At 63.9% G+C, this 23,960-nt stretch carries 24 protein-coding genes and 2 tRNA genes; 13 read left to right on the forward strand and 13 right to left on the reverse strand.

The window, feature by feature from the left end:
* Positions 1–157 precede the first annotated feature (157 nt).
* Entirely contained in the window at positions 158–1,348 is a 1,191-nt protein-coding gene (gene queG / locus FXV83_RS19215; protein WP_148740967.1) for a tRNA epoxyqueuosine(34) reductase QueG, read from the reverse strand.
* Positions 1,297–1,986 carry a glutathione S-transferase family protein gene (locus tag FXV83_RS19220; RefSeq protein ID WP_148740968.1) on the reverse strand — a complete coding sequence of 230 codons (690 nt, stop codon included), beginning with the start codon at positions 1,984–1,986 and terminating at the stop codon, positions 1,297–1,299. Before FXV83_RS19220 ends, queG begins: the two co-directional genes overlap by 52 nt.
* Positions 1,987–2,155: 169 nt before the next feature.
* Between FXV83_RS19220 and FXV83_RS19225 the strand changes: the two genes are divergently transcribed.
* From FXV83_RS19225 to FXV83_RS19235, 3 genes are all read left to right on the forward strand, one after another.
* On the forward strand, positions 2,156–2,962 hold the full coding sequence (locus FXV83_RS19225; RefSeq protein ID WP_148740969.1) for an undecaprenyl-diphosphate phosphatase: 807 nt from the start codon (positions 2,156–2,158) through the stop codon (positions 2,960–2,962).
* Positions 2,963–3,063: 101 nt separating this feature from the next.
* Positions 3,064–4,395, forward strand: coding sequence for an FAD-binding oxidoreductase (locus tag FXV83_RS19230; RefSeq protein ID WP_148740970.1), 1,332 nt, complete (start codon positions 3,064–3,066; stop codon positions 4,393–4,395).
* Between the two features lie 3 nt (positions 4,396–4,398).
* Positions 4,399–5,139 carry an SDR family oxidoreductase gene (locus FXV83_RS19235; protein WP_148740971.1) on the forward strand — a complete coding sequence of 247 codons (741 nt, stop codon included), beginning with the start codon at positions 4,399–4,401 and terminating at the stop codon, positions 5,137–5,139.
* 175 nt (positions 5,140–5,314) lie between these two features.
* Here FXV83_RS19235 and FXV83_RS19240 read toward each other — a convergent pair whose 3' ends face one another.
* Complete coding sequence (locus tag FXV83_RS19240) at positions 5,315–6,271, reverse strand: complex I NDUFA9 subunit family protein (protein WP_148740972.1); 957 nt, start codon at positions 6,269–6,271, stop codon at positions 5,315–5,317.
* 161 nt (positions 6,272–6,432) lie between these two features.
* Here FXV83_RS19240 and FXV83_RS19245 point away from each other — a divergent pair.
* From FXV83_RS19245 to ptsN, 9 genes are all read left to right on the forward strand, one after another.
* Positions 6,433–6,519, forward strand: a tRNA-Leu gene (locus FXV83_RS19245).
* A 195-nt stretch (positions 6,520–6,714) separates the two neighbouring features.
* Complete coding sequence (locus tag FXV83_RS19250) at positions 6,715–8,043, forward strand: UbiA family prenyltransferase (protein ID WP_148740973.1); 1,329 nt, start codon at positions 6,715–6,717, stop codon at positions 8,041–8,043.
* Positions 8,044–8,158: 115 nt separating this feature from the next.
* The gene (locus tag FXV83_RS19255; protein ID WP_148740974.1) at positions 8,159–8,773 is read left to right on the forward strand and encodes a ribonuclease D; all 615 of its coding nucleotides are present in this window, start codon (positions 8,159–8,161) and stop codon (positions 8,771–8,773) included.
* A 156-nt stretch (positions 8,774–8,929) separates the two neighbouring features.
* Positions 8,930–9,658, forward strand: a complete 729-nt coding sequence (gene lptC / locus FXV83_RS19260) for an LPS export ABC transporter periplasmic protein LptC (protein WP_148740975.1) — start codon at positions 8,930–8,932, stop codon at positions 9,656–9,658.
* The gene (locus FXV83_RS19265; RefSeq protein WP_148740976.1) at positions 9,655–10,401 is read left to right on the forward strand and encodes an LptA/OstA family protein; all 747 of its coding nucleotides are present in this window, start codon (positions 9,655–9,657) and stop codon (positions 10,399–10,401) included. The genes lptC and FXV83_RS19265 overlap by 4 nt, the downstream gene beginning before the upstream one ends.
* A 234-nt stretch (positions 10,402–10,635) precedes the next feature.
* The gene (gene lptB, locus FXV83_RS19270) at positions 10,636–11,625 is read left to right on the forward strand and encodes an LPS export ABC transporter ATP-binding protein (RefSeq protein WP_148740977.1); all 990 of its coding nucleotides are present in this window, start codon (positions 10,636–10,638) and stop codon (positions 11,623–11,625) included.
* Between the two features lie 90 nt (positions 11,626–11,715).
* The gene (gene rpoN, locus FXV83_RS19275; RefSeq protein ID WP_148740978.1) at positions 11,716–13,329 is read left to right on the forward strand and encodes an RNA polymerase factor sigma-54; all 1,614 of its coding nucleotides are present in this window, start codon (positions 11,716–11,718) and stop codon (positions 13,327–13,329) included.
* Between the two features lie 77 nt (positions 13,330–13,406).
* A complete protein-coding gene (hpf, locus tag FXV83_RS19280) occupies positions 13,407–13,997 on the forward strand; it encodes a ribosome hibernation-promoting factor, HPF/YfiA family (RefSeq protein ID WP_148740979.1) in 591 nt (196 codons plus the stop codon).
* Positions 13,998–14,215: 218 nt separating this feature from the next.
* A complete protein-coding gene (gene ptsN, locus FXV83_RS19285) occupies positions 14,216–14,677 on the forward strand; it encodes a PTS IIA-like nitrogen regulatory protein PtsN (protein ID WP_011083550.1) in 462 nt (153 codons plus the stop codon).
* Between the two features lie 599 nt (positions 14,678–15,276).
* Here the strand turns inward: ptsN and FXV83_RS19290 are convergent.
* The 8 genes from FXV83_RS19290 to FXV83_RS19325 all read right to left on the reverse strand — a co-directional run bounded on the left by FXV83_RS19290 (position 15,277) and on the right by FXV83_RS19325 (position 22,837).
* Entirely contained in the window at positions 15,277–15,549 is a 273-nt protein-coding gene (locus FXV83_RS19290) for a BQ00720 family protein (RefSeq protein ID WP_148740980.1), read from the reverse strand.
* 51 nt (positions 15,550–15,600) lie between these two features.
* The gene (locus tag FXV83_RS19295) at positions 15,601–16,026 is read right to left on the reverse strand and encodes an Hsp20 family protein (protein ID WP_007598583.1); all 426 of its coding nucleotides are present in this window, start codon (positions 16,024–16,026) and stop codon (positions 15,601–15,603) included.
* Positions 16,027–16,405: 379 nt separating this feature from the next.
* Positions 16,406–17,494, reverse strand: a complete 1,089-nt coding sequence (locus tag FXV83_RS19300; protein WP_148740981.1) for a sn-glycerol-3-phosphate import ATP-binding protein UgpC — start codon at positions 17,492–17,494, stop codon at positions 16,406–16,408.
* 20 nt (positions 17,495–17,514) lie between these two features.
* Positions 17,515–18,363, reverse strand: coding sequence for a sn-glycerol-3-phosphate ABC transporter permease UgpE (ugpE, locus tag FXV83_RS19305; protein WP_148740982.1), 849 nt, complete (start codon positions 18,361–18,363; stop codon positions 17,515–17,517).
* Positions 18,363–19,244: a sn-glycerol-3-phosphate ABC transporter permease UgpA gene (gene ugpA, locus FXV83_RS19310; protein WP_148740983.1), complete on the reverse strand. Its 882-nt coding sequence runs from the start codon at positions 19,242–19,244 to the stop codon at positions 18,363–18,365. The genes ugpE and ugpA overlap by 1 nt, the downstream gene beginning before the upstream one ends.
* A 50-nt stretch (positions 19,245–19,294) precedes the next feature.
* Entirely contained in the window at positions 19,295–20,611 is a 1,317-nt protein-coding gene (gene ugpB / locus FXV83_RS19315) for a sn-glycerol-3-phosphate ABC transporter substrate-binding protein UgpB (RefSeq protein ID WP_148740984.1), read from the reverse strand.
* A 422-nt stretch (positions 20,612–21,033) separates the two neighbouring features.
* Positions 21,034–22,254 carry a CaiB/BaiF CoA transferase family protein gene (locus FXV83_RS19320; RefSeq protein ID WP_148740985.1) on the reverse strand — a complete coding sequence of 407 codons (1,221 nt, stop codon included), beginning with the start codon at positions 22,252–22,254 and terminating at the stop codon, positions 21,034–21,036.
* A gap of 157 nt (positions 22,255–22,411) precedes the next feature.
* Positions 22,412–22,837, reverse strand: a complete 426-nt coding sequence (locus tag FXV83_RS19325) for an organic hydroperoxide resistance protein (protein ID WP_148740986.1) — start codon at positions 22,835–22,837, stop codon at positions 22,412–22,414.
* Between the two features lie 157 nt (positions 22,838–22,994).
* Between FXV83_RS19325 and FXV83_RS19330 the strand changes: the two genes are divergently transcribed.
* Positions 22,995–23,456, forward strand: coding sequence for a MarR family winged helix-turn-helix transcriptional regulator (locus tag FXV83_RS19330; protein WP_148740987.1), 462 nt, complete (start codon positions 22,995–22,997; stop codon positions 23,454–23,456).
* Positions 23,457–23,459: 3 nt separating this feature from the next.
* Here the strand turns inward: FXV83_RS19330 and FXV83_RS19335 are convergent, their stop codons facing one another.
* Together FXV83_RS19335 and FXV83_RS19340 are read right to left on the reverse strand one after the other, a co-directional pair.
* Complete coding sequence (locus FXV83_RS19335; RefSeq protein WP_148740988.1) at positions 23,460–23,702, reverse strand: GIY-YIG nuclease family protein; 243 nt, start codon at positions 23,700–23,702, stop codon at positions 23,460–23,462.
* Positions 23,703–23,843: 141 nt separating this feature from the next.
* Positions 23,844–23,919 (reverse strand) — tRNA-Ala (locus FXV83_RS19340).
* Positions 23,920–23,960 lie beyond the last annotated feature (41 nt).

The following is a 23,960-nucleotide window of genomic DNA, read 5'->3' on the forward strand; positions in this document are numbered from 1 at the left end:
CACAAGGGGAGAGGGAAAGAAAAGAACTCGGGAGAAACGCCGATGTCCAACACCGCCGCTACGCTGCGTGCCCTTGACGCACAGAACTCGGTGAGTGGAGACGGAGGGGCCGCGGCGTACTGGATGCCCCGCCGTCGCGGGGCATGACAGCGGAGGGTTAGGAAGCTGCTTGCCACTCCTCACGAACGCTCTCATCGGGCTCGTTCGCGATTGCAGCCGCCTTCGCCGCTGCGAACGCTTCCCGCGGCACTAACTGCGCCAGCGCCCACACCGCAGCCCCGCGCACCAGCGCGCTCTCATCCGCCAGCAATCGCCGCGCCTCCTGCGCCAGCTCCGCATCACCGGAGTTGCCGATCGCGATCAGCACATTGCGCAAAAAGCGGTCGCGGCCGATGCGCTTGACCGGGGACTTCGTAAACAGCGCACGAAAGGCAGCATCGTCGAGTCTCGCCAGCTCAACCAGCGTCGGGGCACGCAATTCATCCCGTGCGCTGAGCTTGGCTTCGCGCCCCCGCTGCGCAAACTTGTTCCAGGGACACGCCGCGAGGCAGTCGTCGCAGCCGTAGATGCGGTTGCCGATGCTTTTGCGAAACTCGCGCGGGATCGGCCCCTTGTTCTCGATGGTGAGATAGGAGATGCAGCGCCGCGCATCGAGCCTGTAGGGCGCGGGGAATGCCGCGGTCGGGCAGATGTCGAGACACGCCCGGCAGGAGCCGCAATGATCGATCTCGGCGTCGTCACGCGGCAGCTCGAGCGTGGTGTAGATCGCGCCGAGAAACAGCCATGAGCCGAATTCGCGCGAGACGAGGTTGGTGTGCTTGCCTTGCCAGCCCAGATGCGCGGCCTGCGCCAGCGGCTTCTCCATCACCGCCGCGGTGTCGACGAACACCTTGACCTCGCAAGGATTCACCTCACAAGGCGCCGCCGCGATCAGCCAGCGCGCCAGCGCCTTCAGGCGCTTCTTGATCAGGTCGTGATAGTCGTCGCCCTGCGCATAGACCGAGATCGCCGCGCGCGTACGCTGCTCGAGAATCGCGAGCGGATCCTGGTCGGGACCGTAATTGACGCCGAGCATGATCACGCTGCGCACGTCCTGCCACAGCCCGCGCGGATCGACGCGGCGCTCGGGGCTTGCCGTGAGCCAGTCCATGTCGCCATGGCCGCCGGAGGCGATGAATTCGAGAAAGTGCTTTCCAGCGCTTTCGATGGTACCGGGTTCGGTGATGCCGATGCAGTCGAAGCCGAGCGCGCGCGCCTCGCGCGCAAGCGCCGCCTTCAGTTCAATCGGATTGAAATTCAGAAATCCAGGTCCACATAGGTGCGCGACGCCGGCACGCCGGCCAGCCATTCGCTTAGGAGCGGACGGAACGACGGGCGGGATTTCACCCGCGCGTACCACGCCTTTGCTGCGTCGTCCTCGCTCCATGGCACGTCGCCCAGATAGTCGATCGCCGAAAGATGCGCCGCGGCGGCGAGATCCGCGTAGGTGAGCCGGTCGCCGGCGAGGAAGTTACGCGTCTGCGCCAGCCAGCCGATATAGGCCAGATGATAGCGCACATTGGCTTTCGCCGCGCGCATTACGTCGGCCGAGGGTGCGCCGCCGCCGTTCTCCTCGCTCATGAAGCGCTTGTAGATGCGCTCGGTGACGAGAGGATGCGAGACCTCCTCGAAAAATTTTTCGTTGAACCAGGCCATCAGCCGGCGCACCTCGACGCGCTCGGCGACTGTCTCCGGCATCAGGCGCTTGGGTTCCATCTCGGCGCCATAGGCCTCATCGATATACTCCGCGATGATGGCCGCGCCCGGAATCGGCTGCTCCTCGTCCACCAGGACAGGCGTCGTGCCCGCCGCATTGAGCAGCAGAAATGCCTCGCGCCGTTCCCAGCTGCGCTCTTCGACCAGCTTCAGGTCGAGCCCGTACTCCCCCGCGATCAGGCGGATGAAACGCGAATGCGGACAGAACGGATGATGAAACAGCGTAAACATGAAGCCTTTGACTATGTGATGGTGCTTAAGAATCCATCAATGTTTGTGCGGCGCCACACTAGTCCCTCAAAACCGCGAAGCAAGGGCGCGACGGCGCATTTTGCGATTGCGGCACGGGGGCGAATAGGCGAGAAGAGCCCCGCTTTTCCAGCGGAAATGGACCGTAAATATGTCAGATGCAATACGGGCAGTGATCCTCGGCATCATCGAGGGTGTGACCGAGTTCCTTCCCGTTTCTTCGACCGGCCACCTGCTGGTTGCGGAGCGCTTCTTCGATCTCGGCGAAGGCGCCTTCTGGGATTCGTTCACGGTCCTGATCCAGCTCGGTGCGATCCTTGCGATCGTCGTATTGTACTTCAAGAAACTGTGGGACGTCGCGATCGGCATGTTCACAGGCGACGTCTATGCGCGCCGCTTCGTGATCGGCGTGCTGGTGGCGTTCCTGCCCGCGGTCGTCGTCGGCCTCGCCGCCGGCAAATACATCAAGATCTTGCTGTTCAATCCGTGGGTGGTGTGCTTCTCGCTGATCGTCGGCGGCGCCATCCTGTTGTGGGTCGATCGGATCGATCTCAAGCCGCGCGAGTATGATGCCACCCGCTTTCCGCTGCTGATGTATCTCTATATCGGCATCGCGCAGTGCGTCGCGATGATCCCGGGCGTGTCGCGCTCCGGCGCCAGCATCGTCGCCGCGATGTTCTTGGGGGCCGATAAGCGCGCGGCGGCGGAGTTTTCGTTCTTCCTCGCCATTCCCACCATGATCGGCGCGTTCGCCTACGACTTCTACAAGAACCGTTCCGAGATGAACGTGGACCACATCGGCATCGTCGCGATCGGCTTTGTGGTGTCGTTCATCACCGCGATCATCGTGGTCAAGACGTTCCTGGAATACGTCACCCGGCACGGCTTTGCGGTGTTCGCCTGGTGGCGCGTCGTCGTCGGCACGCTCGGCCTGATCGCGCTGGCGCTCGGCCGTTAACCTCTCGAAAACTCGCTGACGCGCCTCAACCTAATATAAGCTTTTGATCGATAGGCAGTTTCCAACGCAAGGCGCCGCGCGTCCTGCACAGGAGCTGAACCATGACCCTCGTCAGCGGCTGGGGGCGTTTCCCGGTCGTCGATAGCGATGTGCTGCGGCCGCGGTCGTTCGAGGCCGTCGGTGAAGCCGTCGCTGCGATGAGCGGCTGCGTGGCGAGGGGTAACGGCCGTGCCTATGGCGACGCTGGTATCGGCGCTGTCAGGACGATCGCGATGACCGGGTTCGACCGGGTCAGGTCGTTCGACCCGGCAACCGGCCGTATCCGTCTCGAAGCCGGCATGCTGCTGTCGGACCTGATCGACACGTTCGGCCCCCGCGGCTTCCTGCCTTTCGTGGTTCCAGGCACGCGCTTTGTGTCGATCGGCGGCGCCATTGCCGCCGACGTGCACGGCAAGAACCATCATTGCGAGGGCGGCTTCGGTCGCTATGTCGAAAGTATCCTGCTGCGAACCGGTCAGGGCGAGACCATCGAGGCCTCGCGCGACCAGAATGCCGATGCCTTCTTTGCGACCGTTGGCGGCATGGGCCTCACCGGAGTCATTCTCGAAGCCACGATCCGGCTGCGGCCGGTCGAGACGGGATGGATTCGCGAGCGGGTGATCTCCGCGGCCGATCTCGATGCAGCGATGCGCGCGCTCGAGGCGAGTGCTTCCGCGACCTATTCGGTGGCGTGGATTGATTGCGCCGCGGGCGGCAGCAATCTCGGCCGCTCGCTGATCTATCTCGGCGAGCACGCCGGCGCGGACGAGCTTGCGGTATCCGCCGAGCGATTTCCGGTCGGCCAGGATTCCAGTCTCGCCATGCCCATCGACTTTCCGTCGATGACGCTGAACCGCTACAGCATCCGAGCCTTCAACGAGCTCTACTACCGCATGGGCGCAAGGCGGGCCGGCGGCAGTCATGTGGTCTCGCTCTTCCCTTATTTCTTCCCGCTCGACAGTATCGGTGGGTGGAATCGCATCTACGGAAAACGCGGCTTTCTCCAGCATCAATGCGTGATCCCGGAGAAGGGCGCGCGCGACGTGCTCGGCGAGATCCTCGCTCGCGTCGCGAAGCGCGGCGATGCTTCCTTCCTCGCGGTGCTGAAGAAGCTCGGCCAGGGCGACGGCGTTTTGTCGTTTCCGTTGCCCGGCTACACGCTCGCGCTGGATTTCCCGCTGAGGGCCGACATCCTGAATTTCCTCGACGAGATCGACCGCCTCGTCGTCGCCGCCGGCGGCCGGCTGTACCTCGCCAAGGATGCGCGCCAGTCGCGCGCGACGTTCGAGGCCGGCTATCCTGCCCTGCAGCGCTTCAACGCGATCCGAAAGTCGCTCGATCCTGCGGGCAATATCCGCTCGAAACTTTCACAGCGTTTGCTTGATGAGGTTTAAGCCATGACGTCGCGCAAGTCCGTTTTGGTACTGGGCGGCTCCTCCGATATCGGCCGCACCGCCGCGCGCGCCTTTGCCAAGGCGGGTTACGATGTCGCCCTCGCAGGGCGCGACATCGCGGCGCTGGAGCCGGACGCCGCCGATCTGCGCGCGCGCTACAATGTCGATGTCGGTGTCTTCAAGTTCGACGTGCTCGACACTGCCTCGTTCGAGGGCTTTGCCGGCGGCCTTCCCGCATTGCCTGACGTCGTCATTTCGATCGTTGGCTTGCTGGGCGTGCAAGAGAGGGCGCAAAGCGATCTCGCGCACGCCACGACCATCATGCGATCCAATTACGAAGGGCCCTCGCTGATCCTCGGCCTGTTCGCGGAAAAATTCCTGGGCCGCGGCAATGGCACGCTGGTCGGCGTATCCTCCGTCGCGGGCGATCGCGGCCGCGCCTCGAACTATGTCTACGGCTCGGCCAAGGCCGGCTTCTCGGCCTTCCTGTCCGGCCTGCGCGCCCGCGCCAGCCGCAGCGGCGTTCACGTCGTCACCGTGAAGCCCGGCTTCGTCCGCACCAAGATGACCGAGAGCATGAAGCTGATCGGCCCGCTCACCGTCGAGGCAGGCGTGGTCGGCGATGCGATCCTCCAGGCCGTCGAGCGGAAGACCGACGTCGTCTATGTCAGCGGCAAATGGCGCCTCGTGATGCTAATCATCAAGGCGCTGCCGGAAGCAGTGTTCAAGAAGCTGAGGTTTTGAGGCTGCTGCCGCACTAAAGGTGCGCTCCCTCGCCCGCTTGCGGGAGAGGGTTGGGGAGAGGGTATCTCCGCAGTGAGACTCCCGACGAGGAGAAAGCCCCCAGCGCTGACGCGCCGACCTCTCCCGCAAGCGGGAGAGGTTGGGAAAGACCGCCGACGGGGTAGGCTCACGTGCTCTAGCGCTGGAACTGCCCGGCGCTGCGAAAACGCCAGAGATATTGCGGGGCGATCGCCTCCAGCGAATCGGGGGTGATGCCGAGGCCTTCCAGCGTCAGCCCCGCCGCCTTCGCCGCCTCCGAGACGACATTGTCGCGCTCGAGCAGCGTGACCTGGTCCGGGGTCAGCTTCAGCGCGCCCGGCGCGAACTGCAGGAAGTTGGCCTGGAAGCGAGCAAGGGAGAACGGCAGCGGGATCAGCGTGCGTTTGCGTTCGGTGATGGCCAAAATCGTCTCGATGATCTCGCGCATGGTCAGCACTTCAGGCCCGCCGAGCTCGTAGGTGGCGCCTTGCTTGGCCTTGCCGTCGACCGCGTCCGCAATCGCGGTGGCGACGTCGCCGACATAGGCCGGCTGCATCTTCGTCCCCCCGCCGATCAGCGGCAGTACCGGCGAGATCCGCGCCAGCGCGGCGAAGCGGTTGGTGAACTGATCCTCGGGCCCGAACATCACGGACGGGCGGAAGATCGTGGCTGACGGCACCGCCGCCAGCACCGCCTGCTCGCCGGCCGCCTTGGCCCGGGCGTAGTGCGAGGGCGATTGCGGGTCGGCGCCGATCGCCGAGACATGCACCATCCGGGCGCCGGCGGCCGCGGCGGCCTTGGCGACGGTCTCGGCGCCCTTGGCCTGGACGGCGTCAAAGCTCTGCGCCCCGCCCTCAGTGAGGATGCCGACAAGGTTGATCGCGACCTCAGAATCCCGCATCGCCGCCTCGACCGAGGCCGGATAGCGCAAATTGGCCTGCACGGTGTGGACCTGTCCGACCTTGCCGGAGGGCTGCAGGAAGCCGGCCAGTTCCGGCCGCCGCACCGCGACCCGGATCCGGTAATCGCGCTTGCACAGCGCGCGGACGACATTCCGGCCCAAAAACCCCGATCCGCCGAAAACCGTGACGAGAGTTTCCAGATTCGATGCCATGGGGGTCGATTCCTAATGGAGGGTGCGCCTGGCGAGGCTTGTATCGGGCCATTTTGCGATGCGCAATCCGCAGCCCCAAGGATCGTTCCAACCCGATTCAAGCATGAATTGACAACCGCGTCACCGATCCGTAGTAACCGCCTCCGTGCCCCAACCGGCATGCCCAGGTGGTGGAATTGGTAGACGCGCTGGCTTCAGGTGCCAGTGGCTTAACAGCCGTGAAGGTTCGAGTCCTTTCCTGGGCACCATCTTTTATCTCATCCCCATGAGACAGCGATTTTCGCCGAATTCGCCGGCGTTTGGCGCCGGTGTCCGGCTGCTCCCACACCCGAATTAAGCCACCCTTAGCGAATGCTCGCCTAGGCTCTCCGCGTCCATTTCCCTGCTCCCGGCCTCCCCCAGCCTTTGGGCCGGTCGTGTCGCGGTCAATCGAGCGTTTTCGGATGGAGCAGCCTGCCTGGCAGTATGATCGCGGCGCGTCCGAGCCATCGGCGATGCCGGCGCCTGCGCGGACGCTGCTCATCGATCTCGAAGGTGCGCTGCTACGCTCTGAGCTGGTGATGGAAGCGCTGTTCAGCGCGCCCGGCCGCATGCTGGCCCGCTTTGGCGCGGGCGGACGCCCAGGCATGGTGGCGCTCACGGATATTCTGGCGGACGCCAAGATTGATTACGCCCATCTGCCCTATGATTCCGGCGTGTTGAACCAGGCGTTGGCGGCGCGGGCGCGGGGCGCGAAGATTTATCTCGTCGCCGGCCGCTTCAGCCAACATGCCGCTGGCATTGCCGCGCATCTCGGCTTCGATGGTGTCGTGGCGCCGGCCCATCTCGCCGCGGCCGAGCAGCTGCCGTTCGATCTCGCTTCGATGACGCGCATCAGCAAAGCAAGCGGCAGCAGCCGTCCCAGCGTAAATACCTGGGCAAACGCGCTGCGGGTCTATCAATACGCCAAGAACACGCTGGTGTTCGTGCCGGCGATCACCGCGCATCAGCTGAACTTTGCGACGCTCGGCTCTGCGCTGCTGGCGTTCCTGGCGTTCTCGGCCTGCGCGTCGGGCGCCTATCTGATGAACGATCTGCTCGATCTTGCCGCCGACCGGCAGCATCCGACCAAGCGCCATCGCGCGCTCGCGGCCGGGGACTTGCCGATCTCCTCGGCACTGCTCGCGATCCCTGTGCTGTGGTTGTTCGCGGTCGCGGCGAGCCTCTGCATTTCCGCACTCTTCCTCGGTGTGCTCTGCGCCTATCTCGCCACCACCATCGCCTATTCGCTCGTGCTCAAGCGCAAGATGCTGGTCGACGTCGTCACGCTCGCCGGCCTCTACAGCTTGCGCATCATCGCCGGCGCCGTCGGCGTCGGCGTGGTGCTGTCGGAATGGCTGCTGATCTTCTCGCTGTTCGTGTTCACCTCGCTGGCGCTGATCAAGCGCTTCAGCGAGCTCAGCATGCGCGAGGACGCGGGCCTGTCCGATCCCTCCAACCGCGACTACAGGATCACCGACCTGCACATCATCGCCGCCATGGCGGCTGCGAGCGCCATGAATGCGGTGACGGTGTTTTCGCTCTATGTGTCCTCGTCCGCGGTCACGCCGCTGTACAGCCGTCCCTGGATGCTGTGGCTGCTCAACCCGCTGCTGCTGTACTGGTTCGGCCGCGCCCTGATGATGGCGCATCGCCGCGAGATGCCGGACGATCCGATTCTCTACACCTACCGCGACGGCGCCAGCCGCATCACCGTGGCGGCGATGATCTGCATCATGCTGGCGGCGATCTGACCGCCTTGAGGGCCGAGCCGGCGCTTGCGCGACCCGCCGCCAGTGGATACATCGCGGTCGATCCGATTAGCCTATTGTGCCGACGCACCGATTCGAATGAGGGTTTTGACACGCCATGACCGTACGCCTGCACCGCGGCGACCTGCCCGACCTGTCCCGCTACACCGGAGCGGTGGCGATCGACACCGAGACCATGGGGCTGAACCCGCATCGCGACCGGCTCTGCGTGGTGCAGCTCTCGCCCGGCGACGGCAGTGCCGACGTGGTGCAGATCCCCAAGGGCCATACCGACGCACCGAACCTGAAGGCGCTGCTGGCCAACCCTGCGATCACCAAGATCTTTCACTTTGCGCGGTTCGACGTTGCGGTGCTGTACCAGACCTTCGGAATCATGACCGGGCCGATCTACTGCACCAAGATCGCCTCTCGCCTGACCCGCACCTACACCGATCGGCACGGCCTCAAGGACCTCGTGCGCGAGGTGCTCAATATCGATCTCTCCAAGCAGCAGCAATCCAGCGATTGGGGCTCCGACAGCCTGTCCGAGCCGCAACTCGCCTACGCCGCCTCCGACGTGCTGCATCTGCACGGCTTGCGCGAACGGCTGGATGCGATGCTGGTGCGGGAGGGCCGCACGGCGCTGGCCAAGGCCTGTTTCGACTTCCTGCCGACTCGCGCCCTGCTCGACCTCCAGGGCTGGGCCGAGGAGGACATTTTCGCGCATTCCTGAAGCTTTCGGCCGCTTGGGGCGGAGGCCTGCTGCCCCGTTTCGGACACAGTCGTAACGGCCTGTCGCGGGCTGCATATTCCGCCGGTGCCGGGTACAATGAGGCACCTTCGATGGGAGCCTTCATCTGGAAAAGGCTAGCGACGCTCTGGAGCAGCGGTGAACTCGGCCCAGTATCCCACCTATGACGCTGCGCTTGCGGCGCGGTTTGCCCGCGCGGCGCGCCATAGCCGTCTGGTGCGGATTCTGCGCGTCGCGGTGCCGGTGACTGTGGTGGTGGCCATGGCCTCGATCGTCGCCGTCTCGACCTTTCTGAACCCGTTCCAGATCCCCTTGAAACTCGACTCCGGAAACCTCGTGGTGACAGGCACCAAGATCACGATGGAATCGCCGCATATGGCCGGCTTCACCCCGGACCAGCGGCCCTACGAGCTCTGGGCCAAGACCGCGACACAGGACATCACCGACCCCGACCATGTCGATCTGTCGGATCTGCGCGCGAAAGTGCTGATGGAAGATCAATCGAACCTGTTCCTCGATGCCCGCACCGGCCGGTTCGACAACAAGCAGCAGCAGCTCGACCTGCACAAGGACATCTTCCTGCGCACCTCGACCGGCTATGAGGCGCGTTTGAACTCGGCCTTCGTCGACATGGCCAAGGGCACCGTCTCGTCGGATGAGCATGTCGACGTCAAGCTGACCAACGGCACGCTGACGTCGGATCGACTGCGAATCACCGAAGGCGGCGACGTCATCCGCTTCGAGGGCAATGTCGTGATGCATCTGGACAAGCTGGACGATCCCGCCGCCGCTCAGCCCGCGCCCGTCGAGCCCGCACCGCCGGCAAAGACGCGTGCGCCCCAGAACAAGCCTGCCAACTCAAGATGATTTTCATGACGAAGTTTTTTCCGGGCGGTACGCGCAGCGCGGGCCTGAGCGCCGGCGCCATTGCGTCCGTCTTCGGCATCGTGCTGATCGCAGCCGGTGCGGCGCTCGCGCAGAGCACGATGCAGGGCGTGCCCAATGCGATGCAGGGCTTTTCGCAGAACCGCGATCAGCCGATCCAGATCGAAGCCGCCTCGCTCGAGATGCGCGACAAGAAGAAGGAGGCGACCTTCGCCGGCAATGTGAAGGTCGTGCAGGGCGACACCACCATGACCTCGAAGACGCTGGTGGTGTTCTACGAATCCGGTGGCGACAAGCCGCCGCAGCCGGCGGCTGCGCCAAGCGCAGCTGCAAAGGGCGCGAAGTCGGCGCCGATGCAGTCGGCGACGCCGGGCCCGGGCGGCGCCTCCTCGATCAAGCGGCTGGAGGCGCGCGGCAATGTCGTCGTCACCCAGAAGGACCAGGTGGTGACCGGCGAGACCGCCGTGTTCGACACCAAGACCAATCTCATCACCATGCTCGGCGGAGTGGTCCTGACGCAGTGCAAGAACGTGCTGCGCGGCGACCGGCTAATGGTCGACATGACGACCGGGGTGTCCCGCGTGGAATCCGACAGCGGCCGGGTGCAGGCCCTGCTGCCGCAGGGCGGCGGCAACGATTGCGGCCAAGGTGGCCAAGCTGGCCAAGGGGTCAAGCCCGGCCCGGGCGCGCCGCTGCAATTGCCGGGCGCAAGTAAACAGAAGTAAATTCAATTACTTGAGCTAGGCGACGGTGATCCGAGGTTGAAGCCGGGCCGGCAAGACTGTATCTAGCGCAACGGGCTTCGAAGCGGGATCCGCTTATTCGGGGGTGTTTCTCTGGGCATGAGACATCCTTTCACTCATGCTGCACCGGCGAATCGCGCGCCGGCGTGGCAGATCGCGGGATCAGCGTGCGGGATCGCCGTGCGGGATTACCGTGAAAGGCTTGAGACAGCGGGGATGGTCGATCTATTCAGCATGTTCCGTCGGCGCCCCGCCAAGCGCGGCCGGCCAGGATTTGCGCGTCAGGACATCACCTCGCTCGGCGACGGCGTCGGCGGTCTGGTGACCAGCCCCGTGCGGGACGCGCCCCCCATTGCCCGTGAGCCGGACCAGTTCCGCGCCGAGCCGCCGCGGCCGCGCCAGCCGCCGGCTCAACCGGCCAGAGCCGGTGCCAAGGCCAATGCCAAGCCCAACGGCTCGGGCGGCCCGCAGCTTCTGAAGCGGCCGGGCTTTCTGGCTGTGCATAGCGTGGAAAAGAGTTTTGGCAGCCGCCAGGTGGTGCGCGGCGTCAGCATCTATGTGCGCCGCGGCGAAGCGGTCGGTCTGCTGGGTCCGAACGGCGCCGGCAAGACCACGGTGTTCTACATGATCACCGGCCTGATCAAGCCCGATCGCGGCGCGATCGAGCTCGACGGCCACGACGTCACCAAGCTGCCGATGTATCAGCGCGCGCGGCTCGGCATCGGCTATCTGCCGCAGGAAGCCTCGATCTTTCGCGGCCTCACCGTCGAGCAGAATATCCGCGCCGTGCTCGAAGTGGTCGAGCCGTCGCGCAAGCAGCGCGAGCAGCAGCTCGACGCGCTACTCGACGAGTTCAACATCACGCGGCTGCGCAAATCGCCGTCGATCGCGCTGTCCGGTGGTGAGCGGCGCCGCGTCGAGATCGCACGCGCGCTGGCGACACGTCCGAACTACATGCTGCTGGACGAGCCGTTCGCCGGCATCGATCCGATTGCGGTCGGCGACATTCAGGACCTGGTGCGCCATCTCACCAATCGCGGCATCGGCGTGCTCATCACCGACCACAATGTCCGCGAGACGCTCGGCCTGACCGACCGCGCCTATATCGTCTATGCCGGTGAAATCTTGACCGAGGGCAACCCGGATGAGATCGTCAACGATCCGGACGTTCGCCGCCTTTACCTTGGCGAGGAATTCCGCCTCTAGCCGGTTTTTGCGTTACGTCAAGACGTGTACATCGGGCTCAGACTAGGATAAGCAAAAATCGGACCAATTTTTGGGGACGGTTCTTGCTTCATGGCGCTCACGCAGAGATTAGAGTTCCGGCAATCGCAGTCGCTGGTCATGACGCCGCAGCTGATGCAGGCGATCAAGCTGCTGCAATTGTCCAATCTCGATCTCACGACCTTCGTGGAAGAGGAACTCGAGCGTAATCCGCTGCTGGAACGGGCCAATGACGAGCCGCCGGCCGGCGAAGCCCCGGCCGAGACCGGTCAGTTCAACGACAGCGACGGCGGCCACAACGACGAACCTGGCGGCGGCCCGGGCGAGGCCTTCGAGCCCGGCCAGGAAGAATGGATGAGCAAGGATCTCGGCACCCGCGCCGAGATCGAGCAGACTTTGGACACCGGGCTGGACAACGTCTTCTCCGAAGAGCCGGCCGAGGCGGCTGCGCGCAACGCGCAGGATGTCGCGCCGACCACCTATACTGAATGGGGCGGCGGCGCTTCTAGCGACGAGGACTACAACCTCGAGGCCTTCGTCGCGGCGGAGATTACGCTCCGCGACCATCTGGCCGAGCAGCTCTCGGTCGCCTTCACCGGTCCCGCGCAACGCATCATCGGGCAGTATCTGATCGATCTCGTCGACGAGGCCGGCTATCTGCCGGCGGACCTTGGCCAGGCCGCCGAGCGGCTCGGCGCATCGCAGCAAGACGTCGAGCAGGTTCTTGCCGTGCTGCACAAATTCGATCCGCCCGGCGTCTGCGCGCGCAATTTGAGCGAATGCCTGGCGATCCAGCTGCGCGAGCTCGATCGCTACGACCCGGCGATGCAGGCGCTGGTCGAGCATCTCGATCTGCTCGCCAAACGCGACATCGCGGGCCTGCGCAAGGTCTGCGGCGTCGACGACGAGGACATCGCCGATATGATCGGCGAGATCCGCCGGCTCAATCCCAAGCCCGGCATGAAGTTCGGCTCGGCGCGTCTGCAGACCATGGTGCCGGACGTCTATGTCCGCCCGGGTCCCGACGGCGGCTGGCATGTCGAGCTCAACAGCGACACCTTGCCGCGCGTGCTGGTCAACCAGACCTATTATTCGCAACTGTCGAAGAAGATCGGCAAGGACGGCGACAAGTCGTATTTTACCGACGCGCTGCAGAATGCGACCTGGCTCGTGCGCGCGCTCGATCAGCGTGCCCGCACCATCCTGAAGGTTGCGACCGAAATCGTGCGCCAGCAGGACGGCTTCTTCACCCATGGCGTGGCGCATCTGCGGCCGCTCAATCTGAAGGCCGTGGCCGACGCCATCCAGATGCATGAATCCACGGTGTCGCGCGTCACCGCCAACAAATACATGGCGACCAATCGCGGCACCTTCGAGCTGAAGTATTTTTTCACGGCCTCGATCGCGTCGGCCGACGGCGGCGAGGCGCATTCCGCCGAAGCCGTGCGCCACCACATCAAGCAGCTGATCGATTCGGAAGCACCCTCCGCGATCCTGTCGGATGACACCATCGTGGAACGGTTGCGCGCCTCGGGCATTGATATTGCCCGCCGCACGGTCGCGAAGTACCGCGAAGCCATGCGTATTCCCTCCTCGGTGCAACGCCGACGCGACAAGCAGAGCGCTCTTGGTAACGTCCTCTCCACCGCAATGCCCGATCGCTCCCGCAACACCGAGCCGGCCTGATTGCGCTGGCGCCAAATCGCGCTACTCTCAATCCCCCATCGCGACCGAAGCCAGGCCCTCAACCAGCGAGGCATCACATGACCCTCCGGATTTCGGGAAAAAGCATCAGCGTCGGCGACGCCCTGCGCGGCCGCGTTGCCGGGCGAACCGACGAGGTCTTGCGCAAATATTTCGACGGCAATTATTCCGGCCACATCACGCTGAGCAAGGACGGCTTCGGCTTCCGCACCGATTGCTCGCTGCACCTTGATTCGGGAATTACGCTGGAGGCCGATTCGAACGCCCCGGACGCCTATGCCAGTGCCGACCAGGCGCTGCTGATGATCGAGAAACGGCTGCGCCGCTACAAGAGCCGGCTCAAGGACCGCTCCGGCCGCAAGTCCCACGCTGCCGCGGCACTCGCCGCGCTCGATGCCACGAGCTACGTCCTGGAGGCGCCGTCCGAGGACGAGGTCACCGGCTACAGCCCCGTCATCATTGCGGAGGCAACCACCTCGCTCAGACAGCTTTCGGTCAGCGAAGCCGTCATGGAACTCGACCTGAGCGGCGCTCCCTGCCTGGTATTCCAGCATGGCTCCAGCGGCCGGGTGAACATCATTTACCGCCGGGCGGACGGCAATGTCGGCTGGATCGACCCGCCCGCGGGCAAGCCGGAAGGCAAGGCCTGAGGGGGCGCCGGCCGTGCCCCCACCGCCCCTTAACAATGACCGGGACAAAGCCGCACGCGGCAGTTGGCACCGGGATTGCGTTGGAGTAGAAGCCCCCCACATCAGGCAAGGGTTAAGTCCGCCTCCTGCTTCACCTTCTTGACGCCGGCCCGCCTCGGTTCTCTGTCCAGGCTGGCCAATTCGGAACCTGACGTTTTCATTCACCTCGGAAGTCTTCCATGCCGATTACCGATCTGGTCGCGCCCGAGGCGATTCTCCCGGCATTGAAGGTCAACAGCAAGAAGCAGGCGCTCCAGGAACTTGCGGCCAAGGCCGCCGAGCTGACCGGGCAGAACGAGCGCGCGGTGTTCGAGGTGCTGCTGCAGCGGGAAAAGCTCGGCACCACCGCGGTCGGCTACGGCGTCGCCATTCCCCACGGCAAGCTGCCCAAGCTGGAAAAGATCTTCGGCCTGTTTGCGCGGCTCGACCGTCCGATCGATTTCGAATCGATGGACGGCCAGCCGGTTGATCTGGTGTTCCTGTTGCTTGCGCCGGAAGGCGCCGGCGCCGATCATCTCAAGGCGCTGGCGCGCATCGCCCGCCTGCTGCGCGACCAGGACATCGCGAAAAAGCTCCGCGCCTCGCGCGATGCCCAGGCGATCTATTCGGTGCTCGCACTGCCGCCGGCGACGGCGGCTTAATCCGTTATTGCGAGCGAAGCTCTCTCAACACCGTCATTGCGAGGAGCTCTTGCGACGAAGCAATCCAGAGTCCGTCCGCGGAAAGATTCTGGATTGCTTCGCTGCGCTCGCAATGACGACGCGGAAACGTCATCTCTCAAAATGGAAACGGGCACGCCTTCTCTCGCAGGCATCGATCCAATAAGAAGTCCCTGCTTCCACGACTAAGCGGTACGCCTCGCAAGAGGATCTTCCCTTGATTACATTCCTCGTACTCGCCGGCATGTTTGGATGGTTGGCCAGCGTGGTTTGGCAATTGCGGCTTGCGAGTACCAAGGGAAAAGTTTGGAGCCGTAACGGCTATGTAACCCGTACAAGCAACGAGACAGTTTTCGGCGCCTGCGTGTGTTTCTACTGGGTGGCACTTGGGTGGGGAGCCATCATGCTATTTTGTATGGTGATATCGATTATCAGGCAAATCTAGAGCACGACCCGGATTTGAGCATCCCGTCATCGCCTTCCGGCTGACAATCCTGCAGTATGCGGAAAGAAGCAAAACGGGCACGCCTTCCTGCGAAGGCATGCCCGCTTGAAACTCTATTCGTGCGGCGTGCGCGTGCTCAGTGCACGCTCACCGCTTGCAGCTCGTTGCTCCAGGCATTGGCGATTGCGGCTTCGCGGCTGTCGGTCAGCATGATCGGCGTGCCGTCCGCGGAATGGAGCGCGAAGAGCTTGAGGCCCGGCGCGATTTTCGGCGCTTCCGGAAACAGACCCGGCACATCCTCGGAGCGGATCTGCTTCACATAGGCGATATGGCCTTCGCCGAGGGTCGCCAGTGTCTCCGGAGAGACATTCTGGGCTTCATATTCGAACGCAACATGACCTTCACTCATGGTCTCGACTCCTCTCTCGAAACTAAGCGGTCGAGTCCGCTACTCGTTCCATTATTCGTGCTCATTGATAGCGATTGTCTTAACGATCCTCTCCGGTTCCGGCCGGGCAAGATCGATCGCCAGCAATCCGTTCTTCAGATCCGCACCCAGCACCAGCATCCCCTCCGCCAGCACGAAGGTGCGCTGGAAGTGGCGCGCGGCGATGCCGCGATGGATGTATTGCCGGGTCTTGTCGTCCTGCTGCCGCCCGCGAATCACGAGCTGGTTTTCCTCAATGGTTACATCGAGTTGGTCGCGGGTGAATCCGGCGACCGCCAGCGTGATGCGCAACCGCTCGGGCTGGCCCTCCGATCGGTCGCACCTCTCGATGTTGTAGGGAGGGTAACCGTCGGCGCCTTTGACGACGCGATCGAGCACGCGCTCAATCTCGTCGAAGCCCAGAAGGAACGGACTGGAAAGCGTGGGAACACGAGACATAGTTTACAAAGTCCTCTCGAAGCGACTTTGGCGTTTCAGGGCCCGTAGAGGCACCCCTTGGTCAGCAATATGGTCATATCCCCGTGTCAGTTCAAGGACGTAGCCGGGGAGCTGTGGATCGTGGTTTCGGGACCATCGCGCCGACATTTCCACATCGTCATGGCCGGGCTTGTTACGGCCATCCACGATCTGCGCGACACAAAACATCCAAGAACGTGGATGCCCGGGCCTTCGCCTCGCCGAAGCGGCTTCGGCCGCGCAGGCGGGACAAGCCCGGGCATGACGGATTCGCGGACGATTTATCTCAACGAAAACAAACCCCCGGCTACTGTGCATGGGGTTGATTTCGCGCTTTTGTTTGCCGGCCCTTCGGAACCGGTCAGATTTCGATCCGCGTCCGCCCGTCGGAGCTGAACAGATGCAGCTTCGCCTGTACCGCGGCGACGCGGATTTTCTCGCCAATGGCCGGGGCCTCGGTTCCGGGAATCCGGACGATGACCTCGCCCGGCGGCAGCTCGCCGGGATTGGCGGCGATGCGCTGCTCGTCATGCGCCCGCGCGCCGTAGATGAAGGTCTCGGCGCCGACGCGCTCGATCGCCTCCACGGTCAGCGGCAGCGCGATCCCGCCGACCGGTGTCTGGTCGGTGATGACGAAATCTTCCGGGCGGATGCCGAGAATGCCGGCCTCGCTCGCGCGGCCATCGCCGAGCTGCGAGGTGATCTCGTCCTGGCGGATCGACATCAAATTCATCGGCGGGGCGCCGATGAAGGAGGCGACGAACGTTGTCGCCGGTTTCTCGTAGATCGCCAGCGGATTGCCGACCTGCTCGACCTGGCCGCCATTCATCACGACGAGAACATCGGCGAGCGTCATCGCTTCGAGCTGATCGTGGGTGACGTAGATCGACGTCGTGTTCAGCCGGCGCTGCAGTTTGCGGATCTCGACCCGCATCGCGATGCGCAGTTTGGCGTCGAGATTGGAGAGCGGCTCGTCGAACAGAAACACTTTTGGCTGGCGCACGATGGCGCGGCCCATGGCGACGCGCTGGCGCTGGCCGCCGGACAGCTGGCGCGGCTTGCGCTCCAGCATCGAGGTCAGCTCGAGCACGCGCGCGGCTTCCTCGACGCGGGTCTTGATCTCGGCTTCCGCCATGCCGCGGTTGCGCAGGCCGTAGGCCATGTTGTTGTAGACGCTCATATGCGGATAGAGCGCGTAGTTCTGGAATACCATCGCAATGTCGCGATCGGCGGGCTCGACCTGGTTGACGACACGGCCGCCGATATCGATCTCGCCGCCGGTGACGGTTTCGAGGCCCGCGACCATGCGCAGCAGGGTCGACTTGCCGCAGCCGGAGGGGCCGACCAGCACGCAGAACTGCCCGTCGGCAACATCGACGTTGACGCCCTTGATGGCCTCGAAGCCGCCGAGATAGGTCTTGCGCACGTTGCGCAGGGTGACGTTAGCCATAACAACTCACTTCCAAGAACCTACTTTTCCGTCTCGACCAGTCCGCGCACGAAGAGTTTCTGCATGACGACCACGACGAACACCGGCGGCAGCATCGCCAGCACGGCAGTCGCCATCACGATCGGCCATTCGGTCAGCGCATCGGTGGTGGTGATCATCTTGCGGATGCCGACCTGGATGGTCTGCATGTCGTCGCGCGTGGTGATCAGCAGCGGCCAGAGATACTGATTCCAGCCGAGGATGAAGAGGATCACGAACAGCGCCGCCATGTTGGTGCGCGACAGCGGCAGCAGCGTATCCCAGAAGAAGCGGACCGGGCCGGCGCCGTCGATGCGCGAGGCTTCCAGAAGCTCGTCCGGCACCGTCATGAAGAACTGCCGGAACAGCAGCGTCGCGGTGGCCGAGGCGATCAGCGGCAGCGACAGGCCGGCATAGCTGTCGAGCATGTGCAGATCGGCGACGATCTTGTAGGTCGGATAGATGCGCACCTCGACCGGCAGCATCAAGGTGATGAAGATGATCCAGAAGATCGGCATCCGGAATGGAAAGCGGAAATAGACGATCGCATAGGCCGAGATGATCGAGATCGCGATCTTTCCGATTGCGATCGCCAGCGCCATCACCAGCGAGTTCAGCATCATGTTGCCGACGGGCTCGCGGGTCGAGCCGCTCGTGCCGACGAAGATGGTCTGGTAATAGACCTCGAAGAAATGGCCGCCCGGCAACAGCGACATCTGCCCGTTGGCGATCAGCGCGTTGTCCTGGGTGGAGGCGATGATCGCGATGTAGACCGGGAAGGCGACGATCGCGATCCCGATCCACAGGATGATGTGGGCGACGTAGCGCCTGAAGCCCTCTTCCTCGACCATCAGTAGGTCACCTTGCGTTCGACGAAGCGGAACTGGATTCCCGTCAGCACGATGACCATGACCATCAGGATCACCGATTGCGCCGCGGAGCTGCCGAGATTGCCGCCGAGCAGGCCGTCGGAATAGACCTTGTAGACCAGCGTCACCGTCGACGTTCCGGGCCCGCCGCGGGTCATGGTGTCGATGATGCCGAACGTATCGAAGAAGGCATAGACGATGTTGACGACCAGGAGGAAGAAGATGGTCGGCGACAGCAGCGGGAAGGTCACGGTCCAGAACCGCCGCATCGGGCGCGCGCCGTCGATCGCAGCGGCCTCGAGCACGCTCTTCGGAATCGCTTGCAGGCCGGCGAGGAAGAACAGGAAATTATAGGAGATCTGCTTCCACGCGGCGGCCAGGATGATCAGCGCTGCGGCCTGGTCGCCGTCGAGCAGCGGATTCCAGTCGACACCCATCGCACGCAGATAGCGCGAGAGCACGCCGAGCGAGGGATGCAGCATGAAGATCCAGAGCACGCCGACCACGGGCGGTGCCACCGCATAGGGCCAGATCAGCAGCGTGCGATAGAGAATCGAGCCGCGCAGCGGCTTGTCCGCCATCACCGCGAGCAGCAGCGCGAAGGACAGCGACGAGACGGCGATGGCGAACGAGAAGAAGAAGGTCCGGACGATCGCCGCGAAATAGGAGGGATCCCTGAACAGCTCGAGATAATTCTCGAACCAGACGAAGGTCGTCGACAGGCCGAAGGCGTCCTGGAGCAGGAAGGATTGGATCACCGCCTGCAAGGCCGGCCAATAAAAGAAAATCAGGACAATCGCGAGCTGCGGCGCAACCAGCACATAGGGCAATAGCCTTGCTTGGAAAATGGCTTGCTTTTGCATGATGTCAGCAGAGCGGCAGGCCGCGAATGCGTGGCCTGCCGCTCATTGCCTCACTTGACGGCGGTCTTTTCGAACTGCCGCAGCATCGTGTTACCGCGCTCGACCGCGGCGTCGAGCGCCTGCTTGGCGGTCTTCTTGCCGGCCAGCGCCTGCTCGATCTCTTCCGACCAGACGTCACGGAGCTGAACCATGTTGCCGAGGCGCAGGCCACGCGAGTTCTCGGTCGGCTCCTTGTTGGTCAGCTCGAGCAGCGGGGTCTCGAGATAGGGCTGATCCTTGTAGAAGCCTTCTGCCTTGGCCTTCTCATAGGCTGCCTTGGTGATCGGCAGATAGCCCGAGGCCTTGTGGATGTAGACCTGGCGATCGGTGTCGGAGAGGAAGGTCAGGAATTTCGCGACGCCCTTGTATTCCTCGGCCGACTTGCCGCCCATCACCCACAGCGAGGCGCCGCCGATGATCGAGTTCTGCGGTGCGCCCTTGACGTCCGGATAATACGGCATCGGCACCGCGGTGAAGTTGAACTTGGCCTGCGCCTTGACGTTGCCGAAGAACGCCGACGAGGTCAGGTAGATCGGGCATTCGCCGGAGGTGAAGCGGCCTTCACCGGTGTTGGTGCGCCCGGCATAGTCGTAGGTCTTGTTCTTCTGGAGCTCGACCAGGGTTTCGAGGTGCTTGACCTGGAGCGGTCCGTTGAACTCCAGCACAGTGTCGAATCCGTCGAGGCCGTTAGCCTTGCTGGCGAGCGGCACGTTGTGCCAGGCGGAGAGCTGCTCGAGATTGACCCAGGTGATCCAGGAGCCGGAGAAGCCGCAGGTGTCGTGACCGGCAGCCTTCAGCTTCTTGGCGGCCTCGAACGTTTCAGGCCAGGTCTTCGGGATCTCGACGTTCGCCTTCTTCAGCTCGTCGAGATTGACCCACATCACAGTCGAGGACGAGTTGAAGGGGAACGACAGCATCTCGCCCTTCGAGGTCGAATAGTAGCCGGTGATGGCGGGCAGGTAGATCTTCGGATCGAACTTCTCGCCGGCCTCGGCCATCAGCTTGTAGACGGGTTTGACCGCGCCGGTTGCGGCCATCATGGTCGCGGTGCCGACTTCGAACACCTGCATGATGTGCGGTGCGTTGCCGGCGCGGAACGCCGCGATGCCCGCGTTCATCGTGTCGGGGTAGTTGCCCTTGTAGGTCGGGATGACCTTGTAGTCGCTCTGCGAGGCGTTGAAGTCAGTCGCGAGCTTGACGATGACGTCGTTGTTGGCGCCGGTCATCGCGTGCCACCACTGGATTTCAGTCACGGCCAGGGCCGGCGAGGCGCCCAAACCAAACGTGACTGCAACGGCGGCAGCCGCACCAAAGTGTCGAAGTGCCATCAAGAAAACCTCCCTAGGGCCGTCAAAATTGATCGCTTGCGCTAGCAGCGCCATATGACGTTCACATGACTGTGTAAGCGGCCGAAACGAAAGCGGCAAGCGCTGCAAAAGGGAAGCCGTCAATTAGGCGAAGACGCGGGCTGCGTGATCCGTTCGCGGTGCACGCGCGCGCCCGCGCCGCAATGCGGCATCGGACGATGCGGAAGGCGAGCGCCGTCGGTGCGGAATGGCGGGGATCCGATGCGGCTCCGGTCTCCCTTAACCTCTCCCGCTTGCGGGAGAGGTCGGCGCGGAGCGCCGGGTGAGGGCTCTCTCCCCTTGGGGATTGCCCCGTTGCGGATGCACCCTCTCCCCGGCCCTCTCCCGCAAGCGGGAGAGGGAGCGCACCTGCGCTGCCGCTCGGCCTTGTTCTCGTCTCAGCCTTAGCGCTTGCGCTCGGGTCCGCAGACGGTGCCCTTTTCGACCATCGCGTCGATCTCTGCGCTGGAGTACCCGAACTCGCCCAGCACCTCGGCGGCGTGCTGGCTGAATTTCGGCGGCAACCGGCGCAGGCTCGGCTTGCTGCGATCGAGCCGGATCGGTGAGGCGACGCCCTTGTACCAATCCTTCTCGATGATATCGCCGCGGTGGATCGTGTGCGGGTTGGTCAAGGCCTGGTCGATCTTCTGCACGGGACCTGCGGGCAGGCCCGCGGCGAGCAGGCGATCGCACAGCGGCTCGGCCTCGTGCTGGCTGAACACCGCGGCGAGCTCGGCGCGCAGCGCCTCGCGATTGGCGATGCGGTCCTTGTTGCGGGCAAAGCGCGGATCAGTGCCGAGCTCGGGCTTGCCGATCTCCTTGGCGAGCTTGCGGAAGGTGCCGTCATTGCCGACGCCGATGAAGATGTCGTCGGTCTTGGTCGGGAAGATCGCGTAGGGCACGAGGTTGGGATGCTCGTTGCCGGTCAGGCCCGGCGGCTTGCCATGCATGAAATAGTTCGCGGTGTGCGGATGCATGATGGCAAGGCCGGTCTCGTACAGCGTCGTCTCCAGGAACTGGCCCTGGCCGGAACGCTGCCGCTCCGACAGCGCCATCAGGATGCCGATCGCCGCATGGAGCCCGGTGGTGATGTCGACCAGCGGCACGCCAATCCGCATCGGCCCGCTCTCGGGCGAGCCGGTCGCCGCGATCATGCCGGTCATGGCCTGGATGATGGCGTCATAGCCGGGATTGCCGCCGCGCGGGCCGTCGGCGCCGAAGCCGCAGATCCGGCAATGCACGAGGCGCGGGAACCTTTTGCGCAGCACCTCGTTGCCGATGCCCCATTTCTCCAGCGTGCCCGGCTTGAAATTCTCGATCAGGACGTCGGCCGTTTCCAGCATCTTGAGCAGCACGATGCGGCCGCCCTCGGAGGCGAGGTCGAGACCGATCGAGCGCTTGTTGCGGTTAATGCCGACGAAATAGGCCGCGTCTTCCTCGTGGAAGGGAGGACCCCAGTCGCGCACCTCGTCGCCGGCGGGCGGCTCGACCTTGATCACGTCGGCGCCGTGGTCGGCGAGGATCTGGGTGCAGTAGGGGCCGCCGAGCACGCGCGTGAGATCGATGACGCGCAGTCCGCTCATCGCGCCCATTACGGCTTCAGAACCTGCGGCTTCAGAACTCATGCCTTCGCTTCCCCTGTGTCGATTGTTGATCACAAGGCCTAGCGAGGTTCGTGCACGCCAGCAATGGCCCCAAACGTGGGGCCGCATGCGCCGGTGGAAATCAAACGGAATTGGCCGGCCCGATGGGGATCTCGGGCCAGCCGATCCGCCGTTCCGATCAGACGACGGTCAGGCGGACGTCGACATTGCCGCGGGTGGCGTTGGAATAGGGGCACACTTGGTGAGCCTTCTCGACCAGGGCCTCAGCTTCGGCACGGGCAAGGCCCGGCAGCGAGACGGAAAGATCGATGTCGAGGCCGAACCCGCCGGCCGAACGCGGGCCGATACCGACGGTCGAGGTGACGGAGGCGTCGGCCGGGACCTTCGGTCCGCCCTGGGAGGCCACGAACTTCATCGCGCCGATGAAGCAGGCGGCATAGCCGGCCGCAAACAGCTGCTCGGGATTGTTGCCGGCACCGCCGCCGCCGCCGAGCTCCTTCGGCGTGGTGAGCTTGACGTCGAGGGCGCCGTCGAGCGTTGCGGCATGGCCGTCGCGGCCGCCGGTGGCCTTGGCGCTGGTCTTGTAGAGAACATTCACGGACATGGTGGTCTCCCTGTGGTTTTTCGGGTGGCGGGCACCTATATCGCAGACAATTAGATTGCGCGCAATTGAAATTGGAGTGCCTCACATTTAATTGTTCGCAATTGAATACGCGGCCGCCAGGTCCCAGAATGGCGGAACGAATCTCGTGAGATCGAACATGGCTCGGAAACAATCGGCGGCGGACGCGCCGCTGCGGCTCGACAACCAGATCTGCTTTGCCGTCTATTCGGCCGCGCATGCCTTCAACCGCGTCTACAAGCCGCTGCTCGACCGGCTCGGCCTGACCTATCCGCAATATCTGGTGATGCTGGTGCTGTGGGAGCGCGACGATGTGCCGGTCAAGGATATCGGCGAACGCCTGTTTCTCGATTCAGGCACGCTGACGCCGCTGCTGAAGCGTCTGGAGGCTGCCCATCTGGTCAAGCGCACGCGCTCCAGCGATGACGAGCGCCTGGTGCTGATCGCGCTGACGCCGCAGGGCCATGCGCTGAAGGAAAAAGCACGCGCCGTGCCGCAGTCGATCCTGGCGGCATCGGACTGCTCGGTATCGGAACTGGTGACGATGAAGGACGAGATCGTCGCGCTGCGCGACAGGCTCAACGCCGTGACCGGGGAGTAGGGATCAGCAAAGGCGCTTCTTCGTAAATGCGCGGCCAGAGTGCGACTTCAGGTATTTCTCGAATGCCAGAGCTTTGAGTTTGTCGGGGAAAGCGCAGTACCAGACGAGTACCCATGGCTTGAACTTAGCAGTGTGCGTGGACCTGCCGGCGTTGTGCTCGGGGATGCGGCGTTTCAGATCCTCTGTGGCCCCTATGTATTCCTGCTCGGGAAATTCGACGCTGCGGATGATATAGACGTACCACATTGACGATTTTCGCCTGGGTAGTCGCTAAGCGGGCCAAGCAACGTTGCCAGTCCGTCTTCGCCCTTCGGGCTTCGCCGGACACCACGCTTCACCCATCGGGCTCTGCGCGGCTGCGCCACGCGTAGCCCGAAGGGCGAAGCGTGGTGGAGCCAGGCGGGATCGAACCGCCGACCTCTTGCATGCCATGCAAGCGCTCTCCCAGCTGAGCTATGGCCCCTTAACCGTCCGACGCGCCTTGGGCGACGCGTCGGGAAAGAC

Origin of the sequence: Bradyrhizobium hipponense, from assembly GCF_008123965.1 — a bacterium.
Classification (GTDB): domain Bacteria; phylum Pseudomonadota; class Alphaproteobacteria; order Rhizobiales; family Xanthobacteraceae; genus Bradyrhizobium; species Bradyrhizobium hipponense.